The 24,346-nt window shown below is 72.3% G+C and carries 23 protein-coding genes; 14 read left to right on the top strand and 9 right to left on the bottom strand.

Annotation, left to right across the window (positions count from 1 at the left end; all coding sequences use genetic code 11):
- Positions 1 to 31: 31 nt before the first annotated feature.
- The gene (locus ACGH7X_RS07910; RefSeq protein WP_399882984.1) at positions 32 to 958 is read right to left on the bottom strand and encodes a DMT family transporter; all 927 of its coding nucleotides are present in this window, start codon (positions 956 to 958) and stop codon (positions 32 to 34) included.
- Here ACGH7X_RS07910 and ACGH7X_RS07905 point away from each other — a divergent pair.
- Entirely contained in the window at positions 957 to 2,396 is a 1,440-nt protein-coding gene (locus ACGH7X_RS07905) for a PLP-dependent aminotransferase family protein (RefSeq protein ID WP_399882982.1), read from the top strand. The genes ACGH7X_RS07910 and ACGH7X_RS07905 overlap by 2 nt on opposite strands.
- Before the next feature lie 105 nt (positions 2,397 to 2,501).
- Entirely contained in the window at positions 2,502 to 3,122 is a 621-nt protein-coding gene (locus tag ACGH7X_RS07900) for a histidine phosphatase family protein (RefSeq protein WP_399882980.1), read from the top strand.
- Here the strand turns inward: ACGH7X_RS07900 and ACGH7X_RS07895 are convergent.
- Positions 3,085 to 3,537 (bottom strand): DUF6314 family protein, encoded by a 453-nt coding sequence (locus ACGH7X_RS07895; RefSeq protein WP_399882978.1) that lies wholly within the window; start codon positions 3,535 to 3,537, stop codon positions 3,085 to 3,087. The genes ACGH7X_RS07900 and ACGH7X_RS07895 overlap by 38 nt on opposite strands.
- A 151-nt stretch (positions 3,538 to 3,688) precedes the next feature.
- On the opposite strand from ACGH7X_RS07895, the gene ACGH7X_RS07890 reads away from it, so the two are divergent.
- Positions 3,689 to 6,163 (top strand): alpha-L-arabinofuranosidase C-terminal domain-containing protein, encoded by a 2,475-nt coding sequence (locus ACGH7X_RS07890; protein ID WP_399882976.1) that lies wholly within the window; start codon positions 3,689 to 3,691, stop codon positions 6,161 to 6,163.
- Positions 6,164 to 6,227: 64 nt separating this feature from the next.
- Positions 6,228 to 6,752 (top strand): AAA family ATPase, encoded by a 525-nt coding sequence (locus ACGH7X_RS07885; protein ID WP_399882974.1) that lies wholly within the window; start codon positions 6,228 to 6,230, stop codon positions 6,750 to 6,752.
- Here ACGH7X_RS07885 and ACGH7X_RS07880 read toward each other — a convergent pair.
- Positions 6,742 to 7,200 (bottom strand): hypothetical protein, encoded by a 459-nt coding sequence (locus tag ACGH7X_RS07880; RefSeq protein ID WP_399882972.1) that lies wholly within the window; start codon positions 7,198 to 7,200, stop codon positions 6,742 to 6,744. The two genes, ACGH7X_RS07885 and ACGH7X_RS07880, sit on opposite strands and share 11 nt — an antisense overlap.
- Positions 7,201 to 7,335: 135 nt before the next feature.
- Here ACGH7X_RS07880 and argC point away from each other — a divergent pair, with 135 nt between their 5' ends.
- Genes argC through ACGH7X_RS07855 form a run of 5 tightly spaced genes read left to right on the top strand, consistent with a single transcriptional unit; the run spans position 7,336 to position 12,208 of the window.
- Positions 7,336 to 8,364 (top strand): N-acetyl-gamma-glutamyl-phosphate reductase, encoded by a 1,029-nt coding sequence (gene argC, locus ACGH7X_RS07875; RefSeq protein WP_399882970.1) that lies wholly within the window; start codon positions 7,336 to 7,338, stop codon positions 8,362 to 8,364.
- On the top strand, positions 8,361 to 9,512 hold the full coding sequence (argJ, locus tag ACGH7X_RS07870; RefSeq protein ID WP_399882968.1) for a bifunctional glutamate N-acetyltransferase/amino-acid acetyltransferase ArgJ: 1,152 nt from the start codon (positions 8,361 to 8,363) through the stop codon (positions 9,510 to 9,512). The genes argC and argJ overlap by 4 nt, the downstream gene beginning before the upstream one ends.
- Positions 9,509 to 10,417, top strand: coding sequence for an acetylglutamate kinase (gene argB / locus ACGH7X_RS07865; protein ID WP_399882966.1), 909 nt, complete (start codon positions 9,509 to 9,511; stop codon positions 10,415 to 10,417). Before argJ ends, argB begins: the two co-directional genes overlap by 4 nt.
- 35 nt (positions 10,418 to 10,452) lie before the next feature.
- Positions 10,453 to 11,661 carry an acetylornithine transaminase gene (locus ACGH7X_RS07860; protein WP_399896840.1) on the top strand — a complete coding sequence of 403 codons (1,209 nt, stop codon included), beginning with the start codon at positions 10,453 to 10,455 and terminating at the stop codon, positions 11,659 to 11,661.
- Positions 11,662 to 11,668: 7 nt separating this feature from the next.
- The gene (locus ACGH7X_RS07855; protein ID WP_399882964.1) at positions 11,669 to 12,208 is read left to right on the top strand and encodes an arginine repressor; all 540 of its coding nucleotides are present in this window, start codon (positions 11,669 to 11,671) and stop codon (positions 12,206 to 12,208) included.
- Between the two features lie 297 nt (positions 12,209 to 12,505).
- Here ACGH7X_RS07855 and ACGH7X_RS07850 read toward each other — a convergent pair whose 3' ends face one another.
- The 5 genes from ACGH7X_RS07850 to ACGH7X_RS07830 all read right to left on the bottom strand — a co-directional run bounded on the left by ACGH7X_RS07850 (position 12,506) and on the right by ACGH7X_RS07830 (position 16,898).
- Positions 12,506 to 13,243: an FAD:protein FMN transferase gene (locus tag ACGH7X_RS07850; protein WP_399896837.1), complete on the bottom strand. Its 738-nt coding sequence runs from the start codon at positions 13,241 to 13,243 to the stop codon at positions 12,506 to 12,508.
- Between the two features lie 55 nt (positions 13,244 to 13,298).
- Complete coding sequence (locus tag ACGH7X_RS07845) at positions 13,299 to 14,093, bottom strand: FMN-binding protein (RefSeq protein WP_399882962.1); 795 nt, start codon at positions 14,091 to 14,093, stop codon at positions 13,299 to 13,301.
- Positions 14,094 to 14,120: 27 nt separating this feature from the next.
- Complete coding sequence (locus tag ACGH7X_RS07840; RefSeq protein ID WP_399882960.1) at positions 14,121 to 15,503, bottom strand: ferric reductase-like transmembrane domain-containing protein; 1,383 nt, start codon at positions 15,501 to 15,503, stop codon at positions 14,121 to 14,123.
- Between the two features lie 87 nt (positions 15,504 to 15,590).
- Positions 15,591 to 16,307, bottom strand: coding sequence for a L,D-transpeptidase (locus ACGH7X_RS07835; RefSeq protein ID WP_399882958.1), 717 nt, complete (start codon positions 16,305 to 16,307; stop codon positions 15,591 to 15,593).
- A 3-nt stretch (positions 16,308 to 16,310) separates the two neighbouring features.
- The gene (locus ACGH7X_RS07830; RefSeq protein ID WP_399882956.1) at positions 16,311 to 16,898 is read right to left on the bottom strand and encodes a pyridoxamine 5'-phosphate oxidase family protein; all 588 of its coding nucleotides are present in this window, start codon (positions 16,896 to 16,898) and stop codon (positions 16,311 to 16,313) included.
- A gap of 298 nt (positions 16,899 to 17,196) precedes the next feature.
- Between ACGH7X_RS07830 and argH the strand changes: the two genes are divergently transcribed.
- The 4 genes from argH to ACGH7X_RS07810 all read left to right on the top strand — a co-directional run bounded on the left by argH (position 17,197) and on the right by ACGH7X_RS07810 (position 21,898).
- Complete coding sequence (argH, locus tag ACGH7X_RS07825) at positions 17,197 to 18,630, top strand: argininosuccinate lyase (RefSeq protein ID WP_399882954.1); 1,434 nt, start codon at positions 17,197 to 17,199, stop codon at positions 18,628 to 18,630.
- 107 nt (positions 18,631 to 18,737) lie between these two features.
- Positions 18,738 to 19,709 carry an aldo/keto reductase gene (locus ACGH7X_RS07820; RefSeq protein ID WP_399882952.1) on the top strand — a complete coding sequence of 324 codons (972 nt, stop codon included), beginning with the start codon at positions 18,738 to 18,740 and terminating at the stop codon, positions 19,707 to 19,709.
- A 96-nt stretch (positions 19,710 to 19,805) separates the two neighbouring features.
- Complete coding sequence (locus tag ACGH7X_RS07815) at positions 19,806 to 20,357, top strand: TetR/AcrR family transcriptional regulator (protein WP_399882950.1); 552 nt, start codon at positions 19,806 to 19,808, stop codon at positions 20,355 to 20,357.
- Positions 20,354 to 21,898: an MFS transporter gene (locus tag ACGH7X_RS07810; protein WP_399882948.1), complete on the top strand. Its 1,545-nt coding sequence runs from the start codon at positions 20,354 to 20,356 to the stop codon at positions 21,896 to 21,898. Before ACGH7X_RS07815 ends, ACGH7X_RS07810 begins: the two co-directional genes overlap by 4 nt.
- Before the next feature lie 94 nt (positions 21,899 to 21,992).
- Here the strand turns inward: ACGH7X_RS07810 and ACGH7X_RS07805 are convergent, their stop codons facing one another.
- Positions 21,993 to 22,667 (bottom strand): lysophospholipid acyltransferase family protein, encoded by a 675-nt coding sequence (locus tag ACGH7X_RS07805; RefSeq protein WP_399882946.1) that lies wholly within the window; start codon positions 22,665 to 22,667, stop codon positions 21,993 to 21,995.
- Positions 22,668 to 23,125: 458 nt separating this feature from the next.
- On the opposite strand from ACGH7X_RS07805, the gene ACGH7X_RS07800 reads away from it, so the two are divergent.
- Entirely contained in the window at positions 23,126 to 24,301 is a 1,176-nt protein-coding gene (locus ACGH7X_RS07800; protein ID WP_399882944.1) for a glycerophosphodiester phosphodiesterase, read from the top strand.
- The last annotated feature ends 45 nt before the right edge of the window (positions 24,302 to 24,346 follow it).

Raw genomic sequence — 24,346 nt, 5'->3', positions numbered from 1 at the left:
CCGTGGGGCCTCCTCACCTGTGTGCCGCCGCTCAACCCCGGGCCCGCTGGGTGACCGCGATGCACACCAGTACCGCCGCGGCCGTCAGCGGAGCGGCCACCGTCAGGTGCTCGCCCAGGAGAAGTACCGACCACACCAGTGTGAGCAGCGGCTGCGCCAGCTGCAACTGGCTGGCCTTGGGGATGCCGATGGCGGCCATGCCCCGGTACCAGACGACCAGGCCGAGGAACTGCGAACCGACCGCCACCCATAGCAGCCCGGTCACACTGTGCCCGGTCAGGTGCACCGGCTCGAAGGACAGCGCCACGGCGGCCATCGGCACCGTCAGCGGCAGGCACAGCACCAGCGCCCAGCCGATGACCTGCCAGCCCGGCATCACCCGGGCCAGCCGGCCGCCCTCCGTGTAGCCGGCCGCGCACACCAGCAGTGCCGCGAAGAGGTAGGCGTCCGCCGAGGTCAGGGCGCCGCCGCTCTGCTGCACCGTGAACGCGATCACGGCCGCCGCACCCGCCAGGGCCGCGATCCAGAAGGTGCGCGAGGGGCGGGTGCCGATGCGCAGGGCCGACAGCAGCGCGGTGGTCAGCGGGAGCAGGCCGACCACGACGGCGGCGTGCGCGGTGGTCGACGTCTGCAGCGCCAGCGTGGTCAGCAGGGGGAAGCCCAGCACCACGCCGGCACCGACCACCGCGAGGCCCGCCCAGTGCCGCCGCTCGGGCGGCGCCACCCCCACCACCAGCAGACAGGCCCCCGCGATCACGGCGGCCAGGATGCTGCGCACGGCGATCAGGGACCAGGGGCCGAAGCCCTCCAGGCCCCAGGCGGTGGCGGGGAAGGTGAGGGAGAAGGCGACGACACCGAGGGCGGCCTGAAGGGTGCCGAAGGACCTGCCGCCCGTGGCCGGGCCGGCTTCGCCGACTGCTATCCCCGAGGGTGCGGTAGCGCTACTCTGTGCTCTCATGCATGAGCGTAGCAGCGTCGCTGAACTGGTGAGTGTGTTGCGGCGGGAGCTCGACCGCTACTCTCCCGGCGGAAAGCTCCCGTCCAGCCGGGCCCTCGTCGACCGGTTCCGGGTGAGCCCGGTGACCGTCTCCCGCGCCCTGGCGCAGCTCGCCGCCGAGGGGCTGGTGGTCACCCGGCCCGGCGCCGGCGCCTTCCGTGCCCGGCCCCGCCCCTCGGCCGCGTCCGCCGGGGACACCTCCTGGCAGGAGGTCGCGCTCAGTGCCGACGGCGCCGCCGATCTCGTACCGCGCTCGGTGGACGCCTCCGGGGTGCTGGTCTCGCTGGCCGCGCCGCCGCCCGGGGTCGTGGAGTTCAACGGCGGCTACCTGCACACGTCGTTGCAGCCGGAGCGGGCGATGGCGGCGGCCCTGGCCCGCGCCGGGCGGCGCCCCGGTGCGTGGGGGCGGCCGCCGATGGAGGGGCTGCCGGAACTGCGGGAGTGGTTCGCGCGCGGCATCGGCGGCGCCATCACGGCGGCGGAGGTACTGATCACGGCGGGCGGCCAGTCCGCGCTGACCACCGCCCTGCGCGCCCTCGCCCCGCCCGGTACCCCGGTCCTCGTCGAGTCCCCGACCTACCCCGGCATGCTGGCCATCGCGCGGGCGGCCGGCCTGCGCCCGGTGCCCGTCCCCGTGGACGCCGACGGCGTACGGCCCGCCCTGCTCGCCGACGCCTTCCGGGCGACCGGCGCCCGCGTCTTCGTCTGCCAGCCCCTCTTCCAGAACCCGACCGGTGCCGTGCTCGCCCCCGAGCGGCGCGGCGAGGTGCTGCGCATCGCCCGGGCGGCCGGTGCCTTCGTCGTGGAGGACGACTTCGTGCGGCGGCTCGTGCACGAGGACGCGGGCCCGCTGCCGGCGCCGCTCGCCGCCGACGACCCGGACGGCGTCGTCGTCCACGTCTGCTCGCTGACCAAGGCCACCTCGCCCAGCTTCCGGGTGAGTGCGCTGGCCGCGCGCGGGCCGGTGCTCGAGCGCCTGCGGGCCATCCAGGTCGTCGACACCTTCTTCGTGCCCCGGCCCCTCCAGGAGGCGGCGCTGGAACTCGTCGGCTCGCCCGCCTGGCCGCGCCATCTGCGCGCGGTATCAGCCGAGTTGAAGGCACGCCGGGACGCGATGACGTCCGCGCTGCGGCTGCGGCTCCCCGAGATCTCCCTGGCCCACATCCCCTCCGGCGGCTATCACCTGTGGCCGCGCCTGCCGGAGGGCGCCGACGAGGTCGCCCTGACCGCGGCCGCCCTGCGCGCCGGCGTCGCCATCACCCCGGGCCGTCCCTACTTCAGCGCCGAACCCCCCGCCGCCCATTTCCGGCTGAGCTTCGCGGCGGTCGCGGGCGTCGGGGAGATCACCGAAGGCGTACGACGTCTGCGCACCGCCTGCCTGGAGGTGTGGGGCGGCTGACGCCCCGCCCCGCGCCCGCCTTCGGTCGGTGAGCCGGGGCGCACCGTGGGTAGCCCACAGGTAACACCCCTTGACCTGGATACCTTTGCGCTCCACCATCACCGCATGGCGCTTCGGGTCACGTTCGTCGCGGCTGCGCGCAGCTCACCGCTGCTCGCGGAGCGCTTCGACGACGACCGGCCGCTGGACCAGGCCGGATGGGACGAGGTACTGCGCGCCGCGGGCGACCTGCTGCCGCTCGCCGCCGCCGAGTTGCGCTACTGCTCACCCACCCCCCGCAGCCGCGCCACCGGAGACGCCCTCGGCTGCGCGCCCCTGGTCCAACTCGCCCTGCGCGAATGCGACATGGGCCGGTGGCGCGGCCTGACCCTCGGTGAGGCCATGGCCCGCGAACCGGCCGCCGTGGACGCCTGGCTCGCCGATCCGCGGTCGACCCCGCACGGCGGGGAGTCGCTGCTGGGCTTCATCACCAGGGTCGGCGGCTGGCTCGACACCCGTCCAGGCGAGGACGGCGACCGCATCGTCGCCGTGGCCGAGCCCTCCGTGATCCGGGCCGCGCTGGTCTACGTGCTGAAGGCGCCGCCCGCGACGTACTGGAACCTGGACGTCCGCACGCTGTCGGCGACCACCGTGACGGGCCGCGCGGGCCGCTGGAGCCTCCGCTTCGACGGGGCACGGACCCAGGGCGCTACGCCTCCGGCGTATCGCGAAGGTAATCCGTTGTGAGCAGCAGGTCCTTGGCCGGGCCGCCCACCCGCCACACGGTCCGCCAGTGGCTCGGGCCCCGGACGGTGAACTCGCCGCGGTAGAGGTCGGCGGCGCACGGGTGGTCCGCCACATGGTGTCCGGAGGTCAGGTCCAGGCCGTGGAAGGGGCGGCCGTCCGCGAACCGCACGTCGGCCCGGCCCGGCCCGCTCCCCGCCTCGTAGCGCAGCGTCCGCTCGGCGGGCCGGGTCACGCCCTGCCAGGTGAAGGCACCCGACTCCCGGCTGAGCAGCCCGCCGCCGTCGAGCGCGTCGAACGCCGTCGTCCCCTCGAAACGGCCCTCCGCGCCACTCGCCAGATCCCGCACCGACCGCTCGGTGCGCCACCGGCCCGCGAGGTACGCCAGCACATCGGGTACCGGCCACAACTCGCCCATTTCCACTCGCTTTCCCGCTCCGGCCCACCGGCCGGCGCACGACTTGCTGCGCGACCCATTGACGCGCTCTCACCCCCTCCCTATCTTGCCGTTCGAAGTGCTGACCAATGTCCGATATCTCGAACGATCTAGTGAGAGCCGCGGAGTATCCATGTCACGCACCCGCTGGAGACTCGGTCTCAGCGTCACCGCCCTCCTGACGGCCTCGGCCCTGCTGCCGTCCCCGGCACACGCTCGGGCCGTCGCCGACTACACGATCACCGTCGACCCGTCCGCCGAGGGCGCCGCCATCGACGACACGATGTACGGCGTCTTCTACGAGGACATCAACCGGGCCGCCGACGGCGGCCTGTACGCCGAGTTGGTGCAGAACCGGTCCTTCGAGTACTCCACCGCCGACAACAACTCGTACACGCCCCTCACCGCCTGGACGGCCGACGGCACGGCCCAGGTGGTGAACGACGGCGGCCGGCTGGGCGAGCGCAACCGCAACTACCTCTCCCTGGCCGCCGGTTCCGCCGTCACCAACGCCGGCTACAACACCGGCATCCGCATCGAGAAGGGCGAGAAGTACGACTTCTCGGTGTGGGCCCGCGCCGAGAGCGGCACCACCCTCACCGTCAGCCTCCAGGACTCCGCGGGCACGCTCGCGAAGGTGCGCCAGGTGGCGGCGAAGGGGAAGTGGCGCAAGTACACCGCCGGCTTCACCGCGACCCGCACCAGCAACCGCGGCCGGCTCGCCGTCGCCACCACCGCGTCCGCCGCCCTCGACATGGTGTCCCTCTTCCCCCGCGACACCTACCGGCACCAGCCGAACGGCCTGCGCAAGGACCTCGCGGAGAAGATCGAGGCCCTGAACCCGGGCTTCCTGCGCTTCCCCGGCGGCTGCCTGGTCAACACCGGCTCGATGGAGGACTACAGCGCCGACTCCGACTGGCAGCGCAAGCGCTCCTACCAGTGGAAGGACACCGTCGGCCCGGTCGAGGAGCGCGCCACCAACGCCAACTTCTGGGGCTACAACCAGAGCTACGGCCTCGGCTACTACGAGTACTTCCGTTTCGCCGAGGACATCGGCGCCATGCCGCTGCCCGTCGTCCCCGCCCTGGTCACCGGCTGCGGCCAGAACAAGGCCGTCGACGACGACGCACTGCTGAAGCGGCACATCCAGGACACCCTGGACCTCATCGAGTTCGCGAGCGGCCCCCGCACCAGCGAGTGGGGCAGGAAGCGCGCCGAGATGGGACACCCCAGGCCCTTCCACCTCACCCACCTCGAGGTCGGCAACGAGGAGAACCTCCCGAACGAGTTCTTCGCGCGCTTCGAGCAGTTCCGTACCGCCATCGAGGCGAAGTACCCGGACATCACCGTCGTCTCCAACTCGGGCCCCGACGACTCCGGCGCCACCTTCGACACCGCCTGGCAGCTGAACCGCGACGCCGGCGTCGAGATGGTCGACGAGCACTACTACAACAGCCCGCAGTGGTTCCTCCAGAACAACGACCGCTACGACTCCTACGACAGGAACGGCCCCAAGGTCTTCCTCGGCGAGTACGCCTCCCAGGGCAACGCCTGGAAGAACGCGCTGTCCGAGGCCGCGTTCATGACCGGCCTGGAGCGCAACGCCGACGTCGTCAAGCTCGCCTCCTACGCCCCGCTGCTCGCCAACGAGGACTACGTGCAGTGGAGCCCAGACATGATCTGGTTCAACAACCACGCCTCCTGGAACTCGGCCAACTACGAGGTCCAGAAGCTGTTCATGAACAACACCGGCGACCGCGTCGTCCCCTCGAAGGCGACCGGTACCCCCGCCGTCAGCGGCCCCATCACCGGCGCCGTCGGCCTGTCGACCTGGGCGACCAGCGCGGCGTACGACGAGGTCAAGGTGACCTCGGCCGACGGCGGGACGCTCCTGAGCGACGACTTCTCCGGTGACGCGTCGAAGTGGACCCACTCGGGCACCGGCAGCTGGACCGTCCAGGACGGCCAGTACGTCCAGACGGACGCGGCGGCCGAGAACACCATGGTCACGGCGGGCGACCCGGCCTGGCAGGACTACGACCTGCACGTGAAGGCCACCAAGAAGTCGGGCAACGAGGGCTTCCTCGTCGCCTTCGGCGTCAAGGACACCGGCAACTACTACTGGTGGAACCTGGGCGGCTGGAACAACACCCAGTCAGCCGTCGAACAGGCCTCCGACGGCGGCAAGTCGACGCTCCTGTCGAAGGCCGGGTCGATCGAGACGGGCCGCGCCTACGACATCGACATCAAGGTCAGGGGCCGCCAGGTCACCCTCTACCTCGACGGCGAGGAGTGGGGCGGCTTCACCGACGACAGGCCGGCCGAGCCGTTCCGCCAGATCGTCACGCGCGACGACCGCACCGGCGAGCTGGTCGTCAAGGTCGTCACCGCCCAGGACACGGCGGCCCGCACCTCCGTCGACCTCGGCGGCGCCAAGGTCGCGCCCAGGGCCCGCGTCACCACGCTGGCCGCCGACCAGGACGCGGTCAACACCGAGACGGACACGCCGGTCACCCCGGTGACCTCGACCTTCTCGGGGGCGGCGAGCGAGTTCACGTACACCTTCCCGGCGAACTCGGTGACGTTCCTGCGGATCAGACAGCGGTGACCTGTGGCCCGGACCGGCGACGGCACCGGTACGCCGTCGCCGGTCCGGGCTAACGTTGGGGCCCATGATCGTATGGCTCAACGGCACCCACGGTGCGGGCAAGACGACGACCGGTGCGCTCGTGCAGGAGCTGCTCCCGGACTCACGGGTGTTCGACGCCGAGAAGGTCGGCGAGACGCTCATGGACATCACGCCCGGGCTGCCCGGGACGGACAACTTCCAGCACTGGCCGCCGTGGCGGCCGCTCGTCGTCGAGACCGCCCGCCGCGTACTCGACTACACCGGCGGCACCCTGGTGATGCCGATGACGGTCCTGGTCGAGCAGTACTGGCGCGAGATCAGCACGGGCCTCGCCGAACACGGCATCCCCGTACGGCACTTCGTCCTCCACGCCGACCAGGAGACCCTGCGGGGGCGCATCGCGGGGGACGCTGTACTGGGGCCGAACTCGCCGTTCCGTCTCAAGTACCTCGAGCCCTACGCCGAGGCGGCCCGCACCTGGCTGCACGCCGAGGCCGAGGTCGTCGACACCACGCACCTCACGCCCGCCGAGGCGGCGCTGCGGATCGCGGAGGCCGTCAAGGCGTAGTGCTGCGGTACCGCCGAATCAACGAACGCGTCTCCTGGTTGTACGTCGCGCGCCGCCGGGCGATCCAGATGACGAGCGCCGCGCCGGCCGGAGCCACCGTGTATTGGGCCAGCGCGTGGCGGAGCAGGGTCCCGCGGTCGGCGACGGCCCAGTCGCGGCCGCCGAAGAGCGGGATGTCCTCGACGAGCTCCTCCTCGGCGGTGAAGTCCAGGCCGTCGATCCTGCCCCGGCCCAGGCTCCCGTCCGCCAGCGTCCACGTGCCCTGGCACGGCCCGTCCCACTGGCAGTCGACGAACCCTTCTGTCACGGCCGTCTGCCCATGCCGATACCGGTCCGTGTTCCCCGCGGCGAACCACAGGGGGAGGGCGAGGGCGCACAGGGACACGACGAGCGCCGCACGCTGCCAGGGCCACAGCCCGACGATCAGCTCGATGATCCATGAACGCACATCCACCCCCACGGCGCTCGGAGTCCGGAAACGGCAGGGTAGCCGATGCCTGCGGCAGGACCCCGAGGTCATGCCGCGCGTTGCATAAACGTGCAGCGGCACGTATAGTCATGCTCTCCAGGAGGAGGGTTTTCCATGGCGGTACGTGCGGCGGTGGCCGGAGCGAGTGGGTATGCGGGCGGTGAGCTGCTGCGCCTGCTCCTGACCCACCCGGAGGTCGAGATCGGCGCCCTGACCGGCAACTCCAACGCGGGGCAGCGGCTGGGTGCGCTCCAGCCGCATCTGCTGCCGCTGGCCGACCGGGTGCTGGAGCCGACCGCCCCCGAGGTACTCGGCGGGCACGACGTCGTGTTCCTCGCGCTGCCGCACGGGCAGTCCGCGGCCGTCGCCGAGCAGCTCGGCCCTGACGTCCTCGTCGTCGACATGGGCGCCGACTTCCGGCTCAAGGACGCGGCCGACTGGGAGACGTTCTACGGCTCCCCGCACGCCGGCACCTGGCCCTACGGCCTCCCCGAACTTCCGGGTGCCCGCACCGCGCTGGAGGGGTCCAAGCGCATCGCGGTGCCCGGTTGCTACCCCACCGCCGTGTCACTGGCCCTCTTCCCGGCCTACGCCGCCTCGCTCGCCGAGCCCGAGGCCGTGATCGTCGCCGCCTCCGGCACCTCCGGCGCGGGCAAGGCGGCCAAGCCCCACCTGCTGGGCAGCGAGGTCATGGGCTCCATGTCGCCGTACGGCGTCGGCGGCGGACACCGGCACACCCCCGAGATGATCCAGAACCTCGGCGCGGTCGCCGGCGAGCCGGTCACCGTCTCCTTCACGCCGACCCTCGCGCCGATGCCCCGCGGCATCCTCGCCACGTGCACCGCCAAGGCGAAGCCCGGGGTCACCGCCGAGTCGGTCCGGGCCGCCTACGAGAAGGCCTTCGCCGACGAACCCTTCGTGCACCTGCTGCCCCAGGGGCAGTGGCCCGCGACCGCCTCCGTGTACGGATCCAACGCCGTCCAGGTCCAGGTCGCGTACGACGCCGCCGCGGGCCGCGTCATCGCGATCAGCGCCATCGACAACCTGGCCAAGGGCACCGCGGGCGGTGCCGTCCAGAGCATGAACATCGCCCTGGGTCTCGCCGAGACCACCGGACTGACGACGATCGGAGTTGCGCCGTGAGCGTGACGGCAGCGAAGGGATTCACGGCGGCCGGTGTCGCCGCCGGGATCAAGGAGAGCGGCAACCCCGACCTGGCCCTTGTGGTCAACACCGGCCCCCGCCGCAGCGCCGCGGGCGTCTTCACCTCCAACCGCGTCAAGGCCGCGCCGGTCCTGTGGTCCGAGCAGGTGCTGAAGAGCGGGCAGTTGTCCGCCGTCGTCCTGAACTCGGGCGGCGCCAACGCCTGCACCGGTCCCAAGGGCTTCCAGGACACCCACGCCACCGCCGAGAAGGTCGCCGAGGCGCTCGGGACGGGTGCCGGCGAGGTCGCCGTGTGCTCCACCGGGCTCATCGGCGTACTGCTCCCCATGGACAAGCTGCTCCCGGGTGTGGAGACGGCCGCCGCGCAGCTCTCGGAGCACGGCGGTGAGAAGGCCGCCATCGCGATCAAGACCACCGACACCGTCCACAAGACGTCCGTCGTGAGCAAGGACGGGTGGACCGTCGGCGGCATGGCCAAGGGCGCCGGCATGCTCGCCCCCGGCCTCGCCACCATGCTCGTCGTGATCACCACCGACGCCGACCTCGACACGGACGTGCTGGACCGCGCCCTGCGCGCCGCCACCAGGGTCACCTTCGACCGCGTCGACTCCGACGGCTGCATGTCCACCAACGACACCGTGCTGCTGCTCGCCTCGGGCGCCTCGGGCGTCACCCCCGAATACGACGGGTTCGCCGAGGCCGTCCGCACCGTCTGCGACGACCTCGGCCAGCAGCTCATCCGGGACGCCGAGGGCGCCAGCAAGGACATCAAGGTCGAGGTCGTGAACGCCGCGACCGAGGAGGACGCCGTCCAGGTGGGCCGCACCATCGCCCGCAACAACCTCCTCAAGTGCGCCATCCACGGCGAGGACCCCAACTGGGGCCGTGTGCTCTCCGCGATCGGCACGACCTCCGCCGTCTTCGAGCCCGACCGCCTCAACGTCGCCATCAACGGCGTCTGGGTCTGCAAGAACGGCGGCGTCGGCGAGGACCGCGAGCTGGTCGACATGCGCTACCGCGAGGTCCACGTCGTCGCCGACCTCGCCGCCGGTGACGCCACGGCCACCATCTGGACCAACGACCTCACCGCCGACTACGTCCACGAGAACAGCGCGTACAGCTCATGAGCAACGGACCCACGCGGAAGCACACCGCGCTCCCCAAGGCCCAGATCCTCATCGAGGCGCTGCCCTGGCTGACCCGGCACCACGGCAAGACCGTCGTCATCAAGTTCGGCGGCAACGCCATGATCGACGAGGACCTGAAGGCGGCTTTCGCCCAGGACGTCGTCTTCCTGCGCCACGCCGGCCTCAAGCCCGTCGTCGTGCACGGCGGCGGCCCGCAGATCAGCGCCGCCCTCGATCGGCACGGCATCGTCAGCGAGTTCAAGGCCGGCCTGCGCGTCACCACCGAGGACGCCATGGACGTCGTACGGATGGTGCTGGCCGGGCAGGTGCAGCGCGAACTGGTCGGGCTGCTGAACCAGCACGGTCCGCTCGCCGTCGGCCTCACCGGCGAGGACGCCCACACCATCACCGCCACCAAGCACCAGCCCGAGATCGACGGCCAGTTCGTCGACATCGGACGGGTCGGCGAGATCACCGAGATCGACACCGGCGCCATCGAGGCACTGCTCGCCGACGGCCGCATCCCGGTCGTCTCCTCGATCGCCCGTTCCCAGGACGACGGACATGTCTACAACGTCAATGCTGATACGGCGGCTTCGGCACTCGCTGCGGCGCTCGGTGCCGAGACCCTCATGGTCCTCACCGACGTCGAGGGTCTTTACGAGGACTGGCCGAACTCCGACGAGGTGATCAGCCGCCTCACCGCGTCCCAGCTGGAGAAACTGCTGCCGGACCTGTCCTCGGGCATGGTGCCGAAGATGGAGGGCTGCCTGCACGCCGTACGGGGCGGCGTCACCACCGCCCGCGTCATCGACGGCCGGGTCCAGCACTCGATCCTGCTGGAGATCTTCACCGACGAGGGCATCGGCACGATGGTCGTGCCGGACGAACAGGGGGAGTCGTGAGCAACGCAGGGGGAGCCGTGAGCAACGGGGGAGCCGTGAGCAACGCGGAGCTGACCGAGCGGTGGCAGGACACGCTGATGAACAACTACGGCACACCGCGCCTGCCCCTGGTGCGCGGCGAGGGCGCCCGGCTCTGGGACGCCGACGGCGAGGAGTACCTCGACTTCGTCGGCGGCATCGCGGTCAACGCCCTCGGCCACGCCCATCCGGCGGTGGTCGAGGCGGTGAGCCGGCAGATCGCCTCCCTCGGCCACGTCTCCAACCTCTTCATCGCCGAGCCGCCCGTCGCCCTCGCCGAACGGCTGCTCCAGCACTTCGGCCGCGACGGCAGGGTCTACTTCTGCAACTCCGGCGCCGAGGCCAACGAGGGCGCCTTCAAGATCGGCCGGCTCACCGGGCGGCCGCACATGGTCGCCACCCACGGCGGCTTCCACGGCCGCACCATGGGCGCCCTGGCGCTGACCGGCCAGCCCGGCAAGCAGGAGCCGTTCCTGCCGCTGCCCGGCGACGTCACCCACGTACCGTACGGCGACCCGCAGGCGCTGGCCGCGGCGGTCACCGAGGAGACGGCGCTGGTGATCATCGAGCCGATCCAGGGCGAGAACGGTGTGGTCGTCCCGCCTCCCGGCTATCTGAAGGCGGCCCGGGCCATCACCGCCGCCACGGGCGCGCTGCTCGTCCTGGACGAGGTGCAGACCGGCGTCGGCCGGACCGGGCACTGGTTCGAGTACCAGGCCCACGAGGGCGTCCTGCCGGACGTCGTCACCCTCGCCAAGGGACTCGGCGGCGGACTGCCGCTGGGTGCGACGGTCGCCTTCGGACGCGCCGCCGATCTCCTCCGGCCGGGCCAGCACGGCACGACCTTCGGCGGCAACCCGGTCGCCTGCGCCGCGGGACTCGCCGTCCTCGACACCATCGCGGACGAGGGACTGCTGGACAACGTCAAGCGGCAGAGCGAGAAGATCCGCGGCGGAGTCGAGGCGCTCGGCCACCCGCTGATCGGCCACGTCCGGGGCGCGGGCCTGCTCCTGGGTATCGTGCTCACCGAGCCGCTCGCACCCCAGGTGCAACAGGCGGCTCAGGACGCCGGAATCCTGGTGAACGCGCCCGCACCCGATGTCGTACGGCTGATGCCCGCGCTGAACCTCGGCGACGACGTGGTGGAGACGTTCCTCGGGGCGCTGCCCGGCATCCTTGACCAGGTCGCCGACGCGGCCCACGGGGACGGACGATCCGGAGAATGAGACGACGATGAGCCACGCGCAGGAGCACGAGCAGACGGCAGGGCCCGCCCTGCCGCAGACCCGCACCGCACGCCACCGGCGGATCGTGGACATCCTCAACCGGCAGGCGGTGCGCTCGCAGAGCCAGCTGGCGAAGCTGCTCGCCGACGACGGGCTGACCGTCACCCAGGCGACGCTCTCCCGGGACCTGGACGAGCTGAACGCGGTGAAGATCCGCAACAGCGACGGCGACCTCATCTACGCGGTGCCCAGCGAGGGCGGCTTCCGCACCCCGCGGGCGCCGCTCGGGGAGTCGGCGAAGGAGGAGCGGATGCGGCGGCTCTCCGCGGAGCTGCTGATCTCCGCGGAGGCGTCCGCGAACCTCGTGGTCCTGCGGACCCCGCCGGGGGCGGCGCAGTTCCTCGCCTCGGCGATCGACCAGGCGGAGCTGCACGACATCCTGGGGACGATCGCGGGCGACGACACGCTGATGCTGATCAGCCGGGAGCCCACGGGCGGGCAGGCGCTGGCGAACCATCTGCTGCGACTGGCTCAGAACGGCCACTGAATACTCTGGGGCGGTGAGCCGGTCTGCCGGCTGCGGGTGCGTCGTGGCTGATCGCGCCCACGCGGCGGAGCCGCACATCGGCACAGCCCCGCGCCCCTGGGGGTTGCGGCGAGGCAGAGCACAGCAGCCCCCGCGCTTATCTGCGGGCCCCCGCCGCAGCTGCGGGCAGTCGTGCGGCTGGGGCGGGCAGTCGTGCGGCTGGGGCGGCTCCCGTCCCAAAGAGAGCGGCACCCCGCGAACGCGGGCGAGTGCAATGCCGGTACCTCAGCTACAGCACCGGCCACCGTCGAGCCCCGCTCACCCCAGCCACCCCGCCAAACCCCCCGTGCACCGCACCTCGTCCCCCGCGGTAACCAGCAGCGCCTCCACCCCGTCCAACGACTCCAGCCACCGCAGCCCCTCCCGCGCCCCCATCGCGAACGCCGCCGTCGCCCAGCAGTCCGCCCAGGTCAGCCGAGGCGCCACCACCGTCACGGCGAGCAGGTCGGTCACCGCCGAGCGGCCGGTGCGCGGGTCGACGACATGGGCGCCGCGCTCGGCCGAACCGGACGTCGCCACGGCCAGCTCGGCCGCCCCCGCCGCGGAGACGACCGCCGCAAGCCCGCCCGGACGCAGCGGGTCCGACACGCCGACCCGCCACGGCCGCGCAGCCCCCGGCGTCCCCAGCAACTGCACGTCCCCGCCGCCGTTGACACTGACGCCGCTCGCACCCGCCGCCGCGATCCGCCGCGCGGCACGCTCCACCGCCCAGCCCTTGACGATCCCGGTCGGATCGAGCCGGCCCTGGTACCGCGTGCTGAACCAGCCCTCGCTCACCCGCTCCGCCTCGGCCGCCAGCTCCAGCACCTCGGCGACCTCGGGCACGCACGCGCCGACGGTCAGCTCCCCGCGTGCCAGCCGGGAAATCTGACTGCCGTCCCGGTACGTGCTGAACACCTCGTCGGCCCGGTGCAGCCCGGCGACCGCCTCGTCCAGCGCCGCGCGTACGGCCGTGGGTTCCCCGCCGCGGACGTCGAAGGAGAAGACGGTCCCCATCGTCTCCTCCACGTGACGCACCGCGGCGGGAGTCTGTGCGGACTCGGCCACGGTGTCAGCCACCGGCCCGGTCCAGTGCCGACTGGAGGGACTGCTGGTATCCGGCGCTGGTGTAGGTGGCGCCGGATACCGCGTCGATGTCGGCGTTGCCCGCGGCGATCGCGGCCTGTTCGAGTTCGGGTACGGCGTCGGCGGTGACCTGGTCGCTCCGGCCGCCCTTGGGCGCCTGGAGGGTCTCGGCGGCGGTGATCTTCCCGCCGGTGACGGTGACACGGACCTGCACGGGCCCGTACTGGGTCTGCGCGGCTTCGCCGGTCAGGACCTGCGTGCCCTGGGCGCTCCCGCCCGAGCCCTCCTCGCCCGAACCCTCGCCGGCATCGCCCGATCCCTGTTCGGCTGATCCGGCCGCGGCCGCCTTGTCGAGTGCCGACTGGAGGGACTTGACGTACCCGGCGCTGGTGTAGGTGGCGCCGGAGACGGCGTCGATGTCGGCGTTGCCCGCGGCGATCGCGGCCCGGTTGAGTTTGGGTACGGCGTCGGCGGTGACCTGGTCGCTCTGCCCGCCCTTGGGCGCCTGCACGGCCTCGGCCTTGGTGATCTTCCCGCCGTTGACCGTGAGCCGGACCTGCACGGGGCCGTACTGGGTACTGGCCGCGTCACCCGTGACGGTGCCGGCCCCCGCGCCCCGGCCGCCCTGCGGCGACTGCGCGGCCACGGGCGGAGCCGCGCCGCCCGCCGCCGAGGCGGAGCCCGGGTCGGACGCCGGCTTCAGCGACAGCAGCAGCACGATCCCGGACACGGTCGCGGCGCCGGCGAGCACGGCACGCCGAACGGGGTGGCTTTTCCTCATCTGTCCTGGACTCCTGATGTCCGTCGCTCACATCTCGAACGACTCGTGGTGGATACGGCGGGCGGGGACCCCCGCGCCGCGCAGTGCCTCGTACACCGACTGGGCGAAGCCGGGCGGTCCGCACAGGAAGACGTCGTGGCGCTCGACGTCCGGGATCTTCCGGGCCAGGGACTCCGCGGAGATGTCCGGGCGTTCCCCGTCCGGGCTGTTGACCGCGTACATCAGCCGGGCCCCGCGCTCGTCCGCGATTCCGGCCAGCTCGTCCCACAGCGCCAGGTCCTGGGTGCTGTTGGCCCGGTAGAGCAGCGTGATGTCGCCGGAGGCGCCGGGCAGCGTCTCGAACAGCGCCCGCATCGGCGTGATCCCCACCCCGCCCGCCACCAGCAGCACCTTGCCGCGGCTGCGGCGCTGGGCGGTCAGCGCGCCGTACGGGCCCTCCGCCCAGACCCGGGTGCCGGGGGTGAGTTCGCGCAGCCGGGTGCTGTGGTCGCCGATCGCCTTCACGGTGATCCGCAGCATGTCCGGACGCGGCGCCGCCGACAGCGAGTACGGGTGGGAGCTGAACCGCATCCCCGGCGCCAGGAACCGCCAGCGGAAGAACTGCCCGGCCTGCGCGCCCATCCGGTGCAGCCGGCGCCCGCCGATCAGCACCGACACGATCCCGGGCGTCTCCTCGATCACCGCCTCGACCCGCATCCGGTGCCGCAGGTTCAGCCGCAGCGGGGTCAGGACGCGGTACCAGAGCACGAGCGCGGTCACCGAGCCGTACAGCACGTACCAGACGGTCTTGGCGACCGGCTCGACGGCGAAGTCGTTGCCGGTGGTCAGCTGGTGCCAGAAGGTCAGGAACACCGCCACGTACGTGAGCAGATGCACGTGGTACCAGAAGTCGTACGGGATCAGGCGGCGCACCGGGCCGATGGAGAGCAGCCCGATCAGCACCAGCAGGCCGGTGCCGATGGCCGCCTTGCCCATGTCGGGCAGTTGGTTCACGGAGTCGACCGTCTGCGCGACGACGTCGCCGAGGCCCTTGCCGGCCTGTGCCGCGTAGCCCCACATGATCAGGAAGACGTGCGCGAGGACGAGGCAGAGGGTGTATCGGCCGGTCATGGCGTGCCAGCGGGCGACCCGGTCGGACCCGACGCGCCGCTCCAGCGCGGGCACCCGGGCCATCTGGAGCACCACCAGCGCCATCAGGTACCCGGCGAGCAGACCGGTGATCCGGCCCGCGCCCAGGATCTTGCCGGTGTCGTCGGAAATGGCGGGCGTGTTGCGCCACCACAGCCACAACACGCCCGCCGCGCCCGCCCACACGGCGAGCAGCAGGGGGACGGCGGGGGAGCGGCGCGGACGGATGCGCCGCATCGTCTGACGGCGGGCGGCACGGCCGCCGGCGAGCGTGGTGGTCACGGTTCCTCCGTGGGACTTGACCCTTGGCCCACAGATACGCGCCGCGCCGGTCCAGCGTTCAGCCCCTGCCGGTACCGCTGTCCGTGTTCAGTAGCGGGTGATCGCCGTGGCCCCGTCAGAGGTGCCGATCGCGAGGTGCGGCCGCTGCTTCGGCTTCGCCCACCGCAGGATCCGCCGCATCGCCTCCTGAGGCACCGACACGCATCCGGCCGTCGCCCCGCGCCCGTTGACGTGCAGGAAGATGCCCGCGCCGCGCCCGCGCACCGGACGGTCGTAGTTGAAGCCGACGACCAGGGCGTGCGCGTACTGCGCCGGGTAGGTGATCAGGTGTTCGGCCTCGGTGGCGCGGCAGTCGGCGGGGCGCGGTTCGGTCCAGCGGTTGTAGGAGGGCGAGGCGTTGTCCTGACACCACCAGGAGTCCTGGCGGACCGGGCGGTACCGGTACGCCGTCCCGCGCGGCGCGGCCTCGATGCCGAAGGCGTACGGCAGGTCGTACAGCCCGGTCGGGGTGGTGTTGGTGCCCTGGACGCGCGTCGTCCCGGCGGTGAGTCCGCCGGACCCGAAGCGGGCGGGCGCGGAACCGGCCCTCACCCACCGGTCCCCGCTCCCGCCCCCGCGGTCCCACCAGGTGACGGTGCCCGTCGTCGAGCCGGTGTCCGGCGCGACGGCGGTGATCAGCTGACCGCCGCCCCCGGTGTCCGCCATCCGCTCCGGCAGCGGCCGGGGGGCGGGACCGCCGCCGGGTGCGGCACCGAGCACGAGGAGGGACGCGGAGACGAGGACGGCGACGACACCTGGGCGCATGGCTCAGACGGTAGAAGGAGGCAGCGGCAACGGCAGCCCGGGGAGGCCGTCAATGCTCGAGGCGATGTGCTCCTTCTTGGTGAAGTACGCGCTGAGCGAGGCGTCGTCCTCACGCGCGAACCGCTTGCCGTGCAGGTCGCGGTCGCTCTCGTACGCCATGAAGGGGACGGCGTAGCCGCAGGTGTCGCGGATGAGTTCGGCGCTCACCACGATGATCGCGCGCAGCCCGTGTGCGGTGGTGTCGATGTCCGGGAAGTGGGTGAGCAACTCCGGGAAGCGGGGGTCGTCGCGGAAGACCGGCTCGCCCCGGCCGTGCACCCGCACGATGTTCGGCGGGCCCTGGAAGGCGCACCACATCAGGGTGATCCGACCGTTCTCCCGCAGGTGGGCGACGGTCTCGGCGTTGGAACCGGCGAAGTCGAGGTAGGCCACGGTGAGTTCGTCGAGCACCGCGAAGCAGCCCGTGAGGCCCTTGGGGGAGAGGTTGACCGTGCCGTCGCCGGCCAGGGGAGCGGTGGCGGTGAAGAAGAGGGGCTGCGCCTCGATGAAGGTGCGGAGTCTGCCGTCTATGCGCTCATAAGTCTTTCCCATGTCTAACGATTATGAGTGCGGGTCGTCCGTCTGTCCGAAAAATTTCCGGTGGTCCCGCCATCCGGACGAAACCCGGAGCCGTGGCCGTCCCGGCCGGCGTTCCACGGGGCGGCCACGGCGCCTGCGCCCGGCGAGGGAGATACGGAAGGGTGGGTTCCCGCGTTCAGGCACCCTCGGCCCCACGGGCCGGATTGACGAATCATGCAGTACTCTGCATACTCATGCATGCCACTCGCGTACACGCCACGGGCGGGCGCGCGGAGGGCGGTGGCACATCAACGGCTGAGGAGCGACCCAAGTGAGCAGCAACAGCGGTGACGTCCGGCTCTGGGGCGGCCGTTTCGCCGACGGTCCCGCCGAGGCCCTGGCGAAGCTGTCCGCGTCCGTCCACTTCGACTGGCGGCTCGCGCCCTACGACATCGCCGGATCGCGTGCCCACGCGCGCGTGCTGCACGCGGCGGGCCTGCTCACCGAGGACGAGCTGACCCGGATGATCGCGGGGCTCGACCGGCTCGAGGCGGATGTCGCCGACGGCTCCTTCACCGGCACCATCGCCGACGAGGACGTCCACACCGCCCTGGAGCGCGGGCTGCTGGAACGGCTCGGCCCCGACCTCGGCGGCAAGCTGCGCGCCGGCCGCTCCCGCAACGACCAGGTGGCCACCCTCTTCCGCATGTACCTGCGCGACCACGCCCGCACCGTCGGCGGCCTGATCGCCGACCTCCAGGACGCGCTGACCGGCCTCGCCGAGGCCCACCCGGACGTGGCGATGCCCGGCCGCACCCACCTCCAGCACGCCCAGCCGGTGCTCTTCGCCCACCACGTCCTCGCCCACGTCCAGGCGCTGGGCCGGGACGCGGAGCGGCTGCGCCAGTGGGACGAGCGCACGGCCGTCTCCCCGTACGGCTCGGGAGCGCTCGCGGGCAGCAGCCTCGGCCTGGACCCGGAGGCGGTCGCCAGGGACCTCGGCTTCGAGCGCGGCAGCGCCGGCAACTCCATCGACGGGACCGCCTCCCGCGACTTCGTCGCCGAGTTCGCCTTCATCACCGCGATGATCGGGGTGAACGTCTCGCGGATCGCCGAGGAGATCATCATCTGGAACACGAAGGAGTTCTCCTTCGTAACCCTCCACGACGCCTTCTCCACCGGCTCGTCGATCATGCCGCAGAAGAAGAACCCCGACATCGCCGAGCTGGCCCGCGGCAAGTCCGGGCGCCTCATCGGCAACCTCACCGGCCTGATGGCCACCCTCAAGGCCCTCCCGCTCGCGTACAACCGCGACCTCCAGGAGGACAAGGAGCCGGTCTTCGACTCCATCGACCAGCTGGAGATCCTGCTCCCCGCCTTCACCGGCATGATGGCCACCCTCACCGTGCACCGCGAGCGGATGGAGGAGCTCGCCCCGGCCGGGTTCTCGCTCGCCACCGACATCGCCGAGTGGCTGGTCAGGCAGGGCGTGCCGTTCCGCGTCGCGCACGAGGTGGCCGGCGAGTGCGTGAAGGTGGCCGAGGCGGACGGCAAGGAGCTGGACGAGCTGACCGACGAGCAGTTCGCCAAGATCTCCGCCCACCTCACCCCCGAGGTGCGCACCGTCCTCGACGTCCCCGGCGCCCTCGCCTCCCGCGACGGCCGCGGGGGTACGGCGCCCAGCGCGGTCGCCGTCCAGCTCGCCGAGGTCAAGGCGGACGTGGCGGCCCAGCACGCCTGGGCGACGGCCAAGAAGCGGGGCTGACGCGAGGCCTTGCGACGGGACCGGATCCGTCCCCCGGGGCGAGCCGCGGGGTGTCGCGGGTTACGTTGGTCGAAAGCCTCACCGGAGCCGACCGAACGGAGCCCGCGATGCCCTTCGCCCGACTGGCCACAGCAACGACCCCGACCTGCCACATCGGCCTCGGTCTCGCCGCCGTCGGGCGCCCCGGCTACATCAACCTCGGCCGGGACACGGACCTCGGGCAGGACCGCAGTGTGGAAGCGCTGCGCACCCGCACGCACGACCTCCTCGACGCCGCCTACGCGCAGGGCGTCCGCTACGTCGACGCGGCCCGCTCCTACGGGCGCTCCGAGGAGTTCCTGGCCGGCTGGCTCCGGGACCGCCCCGACGCCGACGACGTGGTCGTCGGCAGCAAGTGGGGCTACACCTACACCGCCGACTGGTCCACCGAGGCCGAGCGGCACGAGGTCAAGGACCACGGCGTCGCGACGTACGAACGCCAGCGTGGCGAGACCGACGCCCTGCTGGGCGACCGGCTCGACCTGTACCAGATCCACTCGCTCACCCCGGACAGCCCGGCCCTCACCGACAAGGACCTGCACGCCAGGCTGGCCGAGGCCGCCGCGCAGGGCAGCACCGTCGGCTTCTCCACCAGCGGCCCCGCCCAGGCCGACGCCATCCGTGCCGCGCTCGCCGTGACCGTGGAGGGCGAGCCCCTCTTCCGCACCGTCCAGTCGACGTACAACGCGCTGGAGACCTCCGCCGGACCCGCGCTGGCCGAGGCGCACGAGGCCGGGCTCACCGTGATCGTCAAGGAGGGCATGGCCAACGGCCGACTGGCGGGGCCGCAGGCGCCCGACGTCCTCGGAGCCGTCGCCGAGGAGACGTCCCTGAGCTGCGACGCGGTCGCCCTCGCGCTGATCCTGCGACAGCCCTGGGCCGGTGTCGTCCTGTCCGGCGCCGCGACCGTCAACCAGCTCGGCTCGAACCTGCACGCCGCCGTCGTCGACCTCGACGATGGCCAGGTGGCGCGACTCGGCGCCCTCGTCGAGGAGCCGAACGCCTACTGGGCCCGCCGCGGGCAGCTGCCCTGGCACTGATTCCTGCACGTTCCAGCAAGCGCCGACTCACGTGATGCCTGAGTCACGCATGCCCAGGATGAGACAAAGTTGTCTCATGTGGTTTATGGTCGTCTCATGGCTGTCGACCGTGACCACGTACTGCGCAGCGCCGCCGCCCTGCTGACCCGCAGGGCCACCGCGACCATGGACGAGGTCGCCAGGGCCGCCGGACTGAGCCGCGCCACGCTGCACCGGCACTTCGCCGGACGCGACGCCCTCGTGCGGGCGCTGGAGTCGCTCGGTATCTCCGAGTGCGAGGCCGCCCTCGACGCGGCCCGTCTCGACGACGGACCGGCGGCCGACGCGGTGCGCCGGCTCGTGCGCGAGATCGAGCCCGCCGCCGGTCTGCTCGCCTTCCTCTACACCGAGAACCAGCTGTTCGAGGGCGAGGAGCAGAACGAGGGCTGGGCCCGCATCGACGCCCGGATGGCCGCCGTCTTCCGGCGCGGCCAGGAGAGCGGCGAGTTCCGCATCGACCTCACCCCCGCCTGGCTCACCGAGGCGCTCTACGGCCTGCTGGCCTCCGGCGCCTGGGCGGTGACCGAGGGCCGCGTGGCCCGCAACGACCTGACCCACATGATCGTCGAGCTGCTGCTCGGCGGCGCACTGCGAAGAGAGGGACCATGACCCGCACCCTGCAGCCGGCCCAGCCGACCGAGGCGGTGAAGCGCCCCGGCCGCTGGCTCGCGCTGTCCGTCCTCGTGCTGGCCGTGCTGCTGGTGGCCGTCGACGCGACCGTGCTCGGTCTCGCGACCCCCTACATCAGCGAGGACCTCGCCCCCTCCGGCACCCAGCTGCTCTGGATCGGCGACGTCTACTCCTTCGTCATCGCCGGCCTGCTCGTCTCCATGGGCAGCCTCGGTGACCGCATCGGCCGCAAGCGGATCCTGCTCGTCGGCGCCACGGCGTTCGGCGCGATATCCGTCCTCAACGCCTACGCGCACACGCCCGAGCTGATGATCCTCGCCCGGGCCCTGCTCGGCGTCGCGGGCGCCACCCTCATGCCCGCCACCCTCGCCCTGATCCGCAACCTCTTCCACGACCCGCGCGAACGCAGCCTCGCCGTCGGCATCTGGGGCGCGGCGGCCTCCGCCGGCGCCGCGGTCGGTCCGGTCGTCGGCGGGTTCCTGCTGGAGCACTTCTGGTGGGGCTCCGTCTTCCTGATCAACCTGCCCGTGATGGCCGTCCTGGTCGTCGTCGGCGTCAAGCTGCTGCCCGAGTCCCGCAACCCGGACCCGGGCCCCTGGGACCTGCTCAGCGTCACCCTCTCCCTGGTCGGCATGGTCGGCGTCGTGTACGCCGTCAAGGAGGCCGCCGCCCACGGGTTCGCGTGGGCCACGCTCGCCGCGGGCCTGCTGGGCGCCGCCGCACTCTACGGTTTCGTGCGCCGGCAGCTCACGATGCCGGTCCCGCTGCTCGACATGCGGCTGTTCCGCAACCGCGGCTTCAGCGGCGCGGTCCTGGCCGACCTGCTGACCATCCTGGGCCTGTCGGGGCTGGTGTTCTTCCTCTCCCAGTACCTGCAACTCGTCCAGGGAAGGCGGCCCTTCGAGGCGGGGCTGGCCGAACTGCCCGCCGCCGTCGGCGCGGTGGCGGCCGGTCTGATCGCCGGACGCGCGGCCCGGCGCTTCTCGGTCCGTGCCGTGGTCTCCGGAGGACTCGCCGCCGTCGGCCTCGCGCTCGCCGCGCTGACCGTCATCGGCCGGCACACCCCGTACCCGCTGCTCGGCGTGGCCCTGCTGGTCGTCGGCCTCGGCGCGGGCTTCGCGTTCACCGTCACCGCCGACGTGATCCTCTCCAGCGTGCCCGGGGAGCAGGCGGGCGCCGCCTCCGCCGTCTCCGAGACGGCGTACGAACTCGGCGCCGCCCTCGGCATCGCGGTGCTCGGCTCGATCGTGACCGGTGTCTACCGTGACTTCACCGGCCCCGCGGGCACCCCGGCCGCGGCGCACGAGTCGCTCGGCGGCGCGGTGGAGGCCGCGGCCGGGCTCCCGCCCCGTACGGCCGAGACCCTGCTGGACTCCGCCCGTCAGGCCTTCGTCGACGGCCTGACCCTCGCGGCGGGCGTCGGCGCCGCCGTCCTCCTGGCCGCCGCCGCGGCCTCCTGGTTCCTGCTGCGGGGCCAGCGGCTGGAGGACGGGCTGGAACACCCGTTGGAACACCCGTAGCGGGTGGAACACCCCCTGGCGGCACCGCGCCGGAACGCGGACGGCGGGCCGCCCACCGGGCGACCCGCCGTTCACGTGCACAGGTTCCGCGGAACTACGCCGCGGCCTTCGCCTTGCTCGCGTACATGTCCACGTACTCCTGGCCGGACAGCCGCATGACCTCGGTCATCACCGAGTCGGTCACCGCCCGCAGCACGTAGCGGTCGCGGTCCATGCCCTCGTAGCGGGAGAATTCCATCGCCTCGCCGAAGCGGACCGTGACCCTGCCCGGCCGGGGCAGACCCGCGCCGCCCGGCTGGAGCTTGTCGGTGCCGATGACGGCGAACGGGACGACCGGGGCGCCCGTCATCAGGGTGAGCCGGGCGATGCCGGTGCGGCCCCGGTAGAGGCGGCCGTCGGGGGAACGGGTGCCCTCCGGATAGATGCCGAAGACCCTGCCCTCGTCCAGGATGCGGCGCCCCGTCATCAGCGCCGCGACCCCGCCCCGGCCGCCGTCGCGGTCGACCGGGACCATGCCGACCCCGGTGAAGAACCAGGCCATCAGCCGCCCCTTGAGGCCCTTGCCGGTGACGTACTCGTCCTTGCCGATGAAGAAGACCTGCCGGTCGCAGGTCAGCGGCATGATCACCGAGTCGATGAAGGTGAGGTGGTTGCCGGCCAGGATCACCGGACCGTCGCCCGGGATGTTCTGCACACCCTCCACCCGAGTGCGGAACATCAGGCGCATGATCGGGCCGAGCACTGCCCTGATGAACACGAAGCGGGACAACGGGTCCTCCGGTGTCGGGGATGCGGTATGAGTCTGTGCAGGTGAGGACATTACTCGCGGCCCGGGGGGTCACGCACCTCGGGTCACCCGGGTCTTACACGGTGTTGACGCGTGTTCACCTGCGGTGCCGTGACGTTGCCCGGCCGTAACGCCCTCACGGGATGTGAGGCAGGTCGCTCCCTCCGGAACCGGTGTCCCGGGTTCCAGGGGTGGCGTACCCGGCCCGGATCGAAGCACGGGCTCGGCACGGACCGCGCGAGGCGCGCCGACCGAGCAGCGCCACCGACCCTTGTGGCATTCGCGTACCCCGCTCCGCCGCCGCCAAGCCGACGGCGTGTCAGGCATCCGGTCCGGTACGACATCTCCACGCACCCGCGTGTTCCGGCCGCGGTCTCCCGCTCGTCATGTACGCGCCCCTACGATCAGCCCGCACTGACGGTCGACGGCAGGAGGACCCCATGGGAACGCAGGAGTCGGACGAGCGGGCGGGCGGCACCGGACGGCGGGCGCTCCTGGGCGCGGCGGTGCTCGGCGCGGGCGGGACCGTACTGGGCCTGTCGGGCACGGCGAGAGCCGCCGACACGGGGCGGGACGCCCGGCACGGCGGCGGCGTGAAGAGCCTCCCCGTCCCCACCGTCATCGGCCACCGCGGGGCCAGCGGCTACCGCCCCGAGCACACCTTCGGCTCCTACGAGCTGGCCCTCGACCTGGGCGCCGACATCGTCGAGGCCGGTGACCTCGTCCCGACCAGGGACGGTCACCTCGTGTGCCGGCACGAGCCGGAGATCGGCGGCACCACGGACGTCGCCGACCACCCCGAGTTCGCCGACCGCAGGCGCACGAAGCTGCTGGACGGCGTCTCCACCACCGGCTGGTTCACCGAGGACTTCACGCTCGCCGAGCTCAAGACGCTCCGTGCCGCCGAGCGCATCCCGGCCAACCGCCCGCACAACACCCTCTACGACGGCCGCTGGGAGATCCCCACCTTCGAAGAGGTGCTGCGCTGGCAGAACGAGCAGACCCGCAGGCGCGGCAAGCAGGTCTGGATCTACCCGGAGCTCAAGCACCCCACCTACTTCCGCAAGCTGGGCCTCGGCACGGAGGAGCGGCTGGCGCGCCTGCTGCGCAAGTACGGCAAGGACCGGAAGAACTCGCCCGTCATCATTCAGTCCTTCGAGCCCACCAGCATCCAGCGGATGGACAAGCTGGTCGGCAACCCCCTCGCCGTCCTGCTCTCCGGCGCGGACAGCCGCCCCTGGGACTTCGTCGAGACCGGCGACCCGCGCACCACGGCCGACCTCGTCACGCCCAAGGGCCTGAAGGAGATCGCCTCCTACGCGCAGGGCATCGGCCCGACCCTGGACCTGATCATCCCCAAGGACTCCGCCGGCCGGCTCACCGAACCGACCACGCTCGTCCGCGACGCGCACCGCGCGGGCCTGATCCTGCACCCGTACACCATGCGCAACGAGAACCCCTTCCTGCCCGCCGAGTTCCGCAAGGGCGGCGACCCCGACGCCTACGGGGACGCCTTCGGCGCGTTCCGGACCTACTTCGCCACCGGCATCGACGGCGTCTTCACCGACAACCCGGACACGGGCGTCCTGGCCCGCGAGGACTTCGTCAACAGCTGAGCGGACACCCCCGGTTGGGGTGAGCTTCGGCCGCCCGGGCAACCC

This window comes from Streptomyces sp. BBFR51 (assembly GCF_044591655.1).
Lineage (GTDB): Bacteria > Actinomycetota > Actinomycetes > Streptomycetales > Streptomycetaceae > Streptomyces.
The sequence above is the reverse complement of the archived record's forward strand: the minus strand, read 5'-3'. Positions and strand labels throughout refer to the sequence as shown.

Bases quoted from the DNA above. Each gene is read 5' to 3' on its own strand.
- ACGH7X_RS07905 (WP_399882982.1), top strand. From the start codon at position 957: ATGCATGAGCGTAGCAGCGTCGCTGAACTGGTGAGTGTGTTGCGGCGG.
- ACGH7X_RS07910 (WP_399882984.1), bottom strand. From the start codon at position 958: ATGAGAGCACAGAGTAGCGCTACCGCACCCTCGGGGATAGCAGTCGGC.
- ACGH7X_RS07900 (WP_399882980.1), top strand. From the start codon at position 2,502: ATGGCGCTTCGGGTCACGTTCGTCGCGGCTGCGCGCAGCTCACCGCTG.
- ACGH7X_RS07895 (WP_399882978.1), bottom strand. From the start codon at position 3,537: ATGGGCGAGTTGTGGCCGGTACCCGATGTGCTGGCGTACCTCGCGGGC.
- ACGH7X_RS07890 (WP_399882976.1), top strand. From the start codon at position 3,689: ATGTCACGCACCCGCTGGAGACTCGGTCTCAGCGTCACCGCCCTCCTG.
- ACGH7X_RS07885 (WP_399882974.1), top strand. From the start codon at position 6,228: ATGATCGTATGGCTCAACGGCACCCACGGTGCGGGCAAGACGACGACC.
- argC (WP_399882970.1), top strand. From the start codon at position 7,336: ATGGCGGTACGTGCGGCGGTGGCCGGAGCGAGTGGGTATGCGGGCGGT.
- argB (WP_399882966.1), top strand. From the start codon at position 9,509: ATGAGCAACGGACCCACGCGGAAGCACACCGCGCTCCCCAAGGCCCAG.
- ACGH7X_RS07855 (WP_399882964.1), top strand. From the start codon at position 11,669: ATGAGCCACGCGCAGGAGCACGAGCAGACGGCAGGGCCCGCCCTGCCG.
- ACGH7X_RS07850 (WP_399896837.1), bottom strand. From the start codon at position 13,243: ATGGGGACCGTCTTCTCCTTCGACGTCCGCGGCGGGGAACCCACGGCC.
- ACGH7X_RS07845 (WP_399882962.1), bottom strand. From the start codon at position 14,093: ATGAGGAAAAGCCACCCCGTTCGGCGTGCCGTGCTCGCCGGCGCCGCG.
- ACGH7X_RS07835 (WP_399882958.1), bottom strand. From the start codon at position 16,307: ATGCGCCCAGGTGTCGTCGCCGTCCTCGTCTCCGCGTCCCTCCTCGTG.
- ACGH7X_RS07830 (WP_399882956.1), bottom strand. From the start codon at position 16,898: ATGGGAAAGACTTATGAGCGCATAGACGGCAGACTCCGCACCTTCATC.
- ACGH7X_RS07820 (WP_399882952.1), top strand. From the start codon at position 18,738: ATGCCCTTCGCCCGACTGGCCACAGCAACGACCCCGACCTGCCACATC.
- ACGH7X_RS07815 (WP_399882950.1), top strand. From the start codon at position 19,806: ATGGCTGTCGACCGTGACCACGTACTGCGCAGCGCCGCCGCCCTGCTG.
- ACGH7X_RS07810 (WP_399882948.1), top strand. From the start codon at position 20,354: ATGACCCGCACCCTGCAGCCGGCCCAGCCGACCGAGGCGGTGAAGCGC.
- ACGH7X_RS07800 (WP_399882944.1), top strand. From the start codon at position 23,126: ATGGGAACGCAGGAGTCGGACGAGCGGGCGGGCGGCACCGGACGGCGG.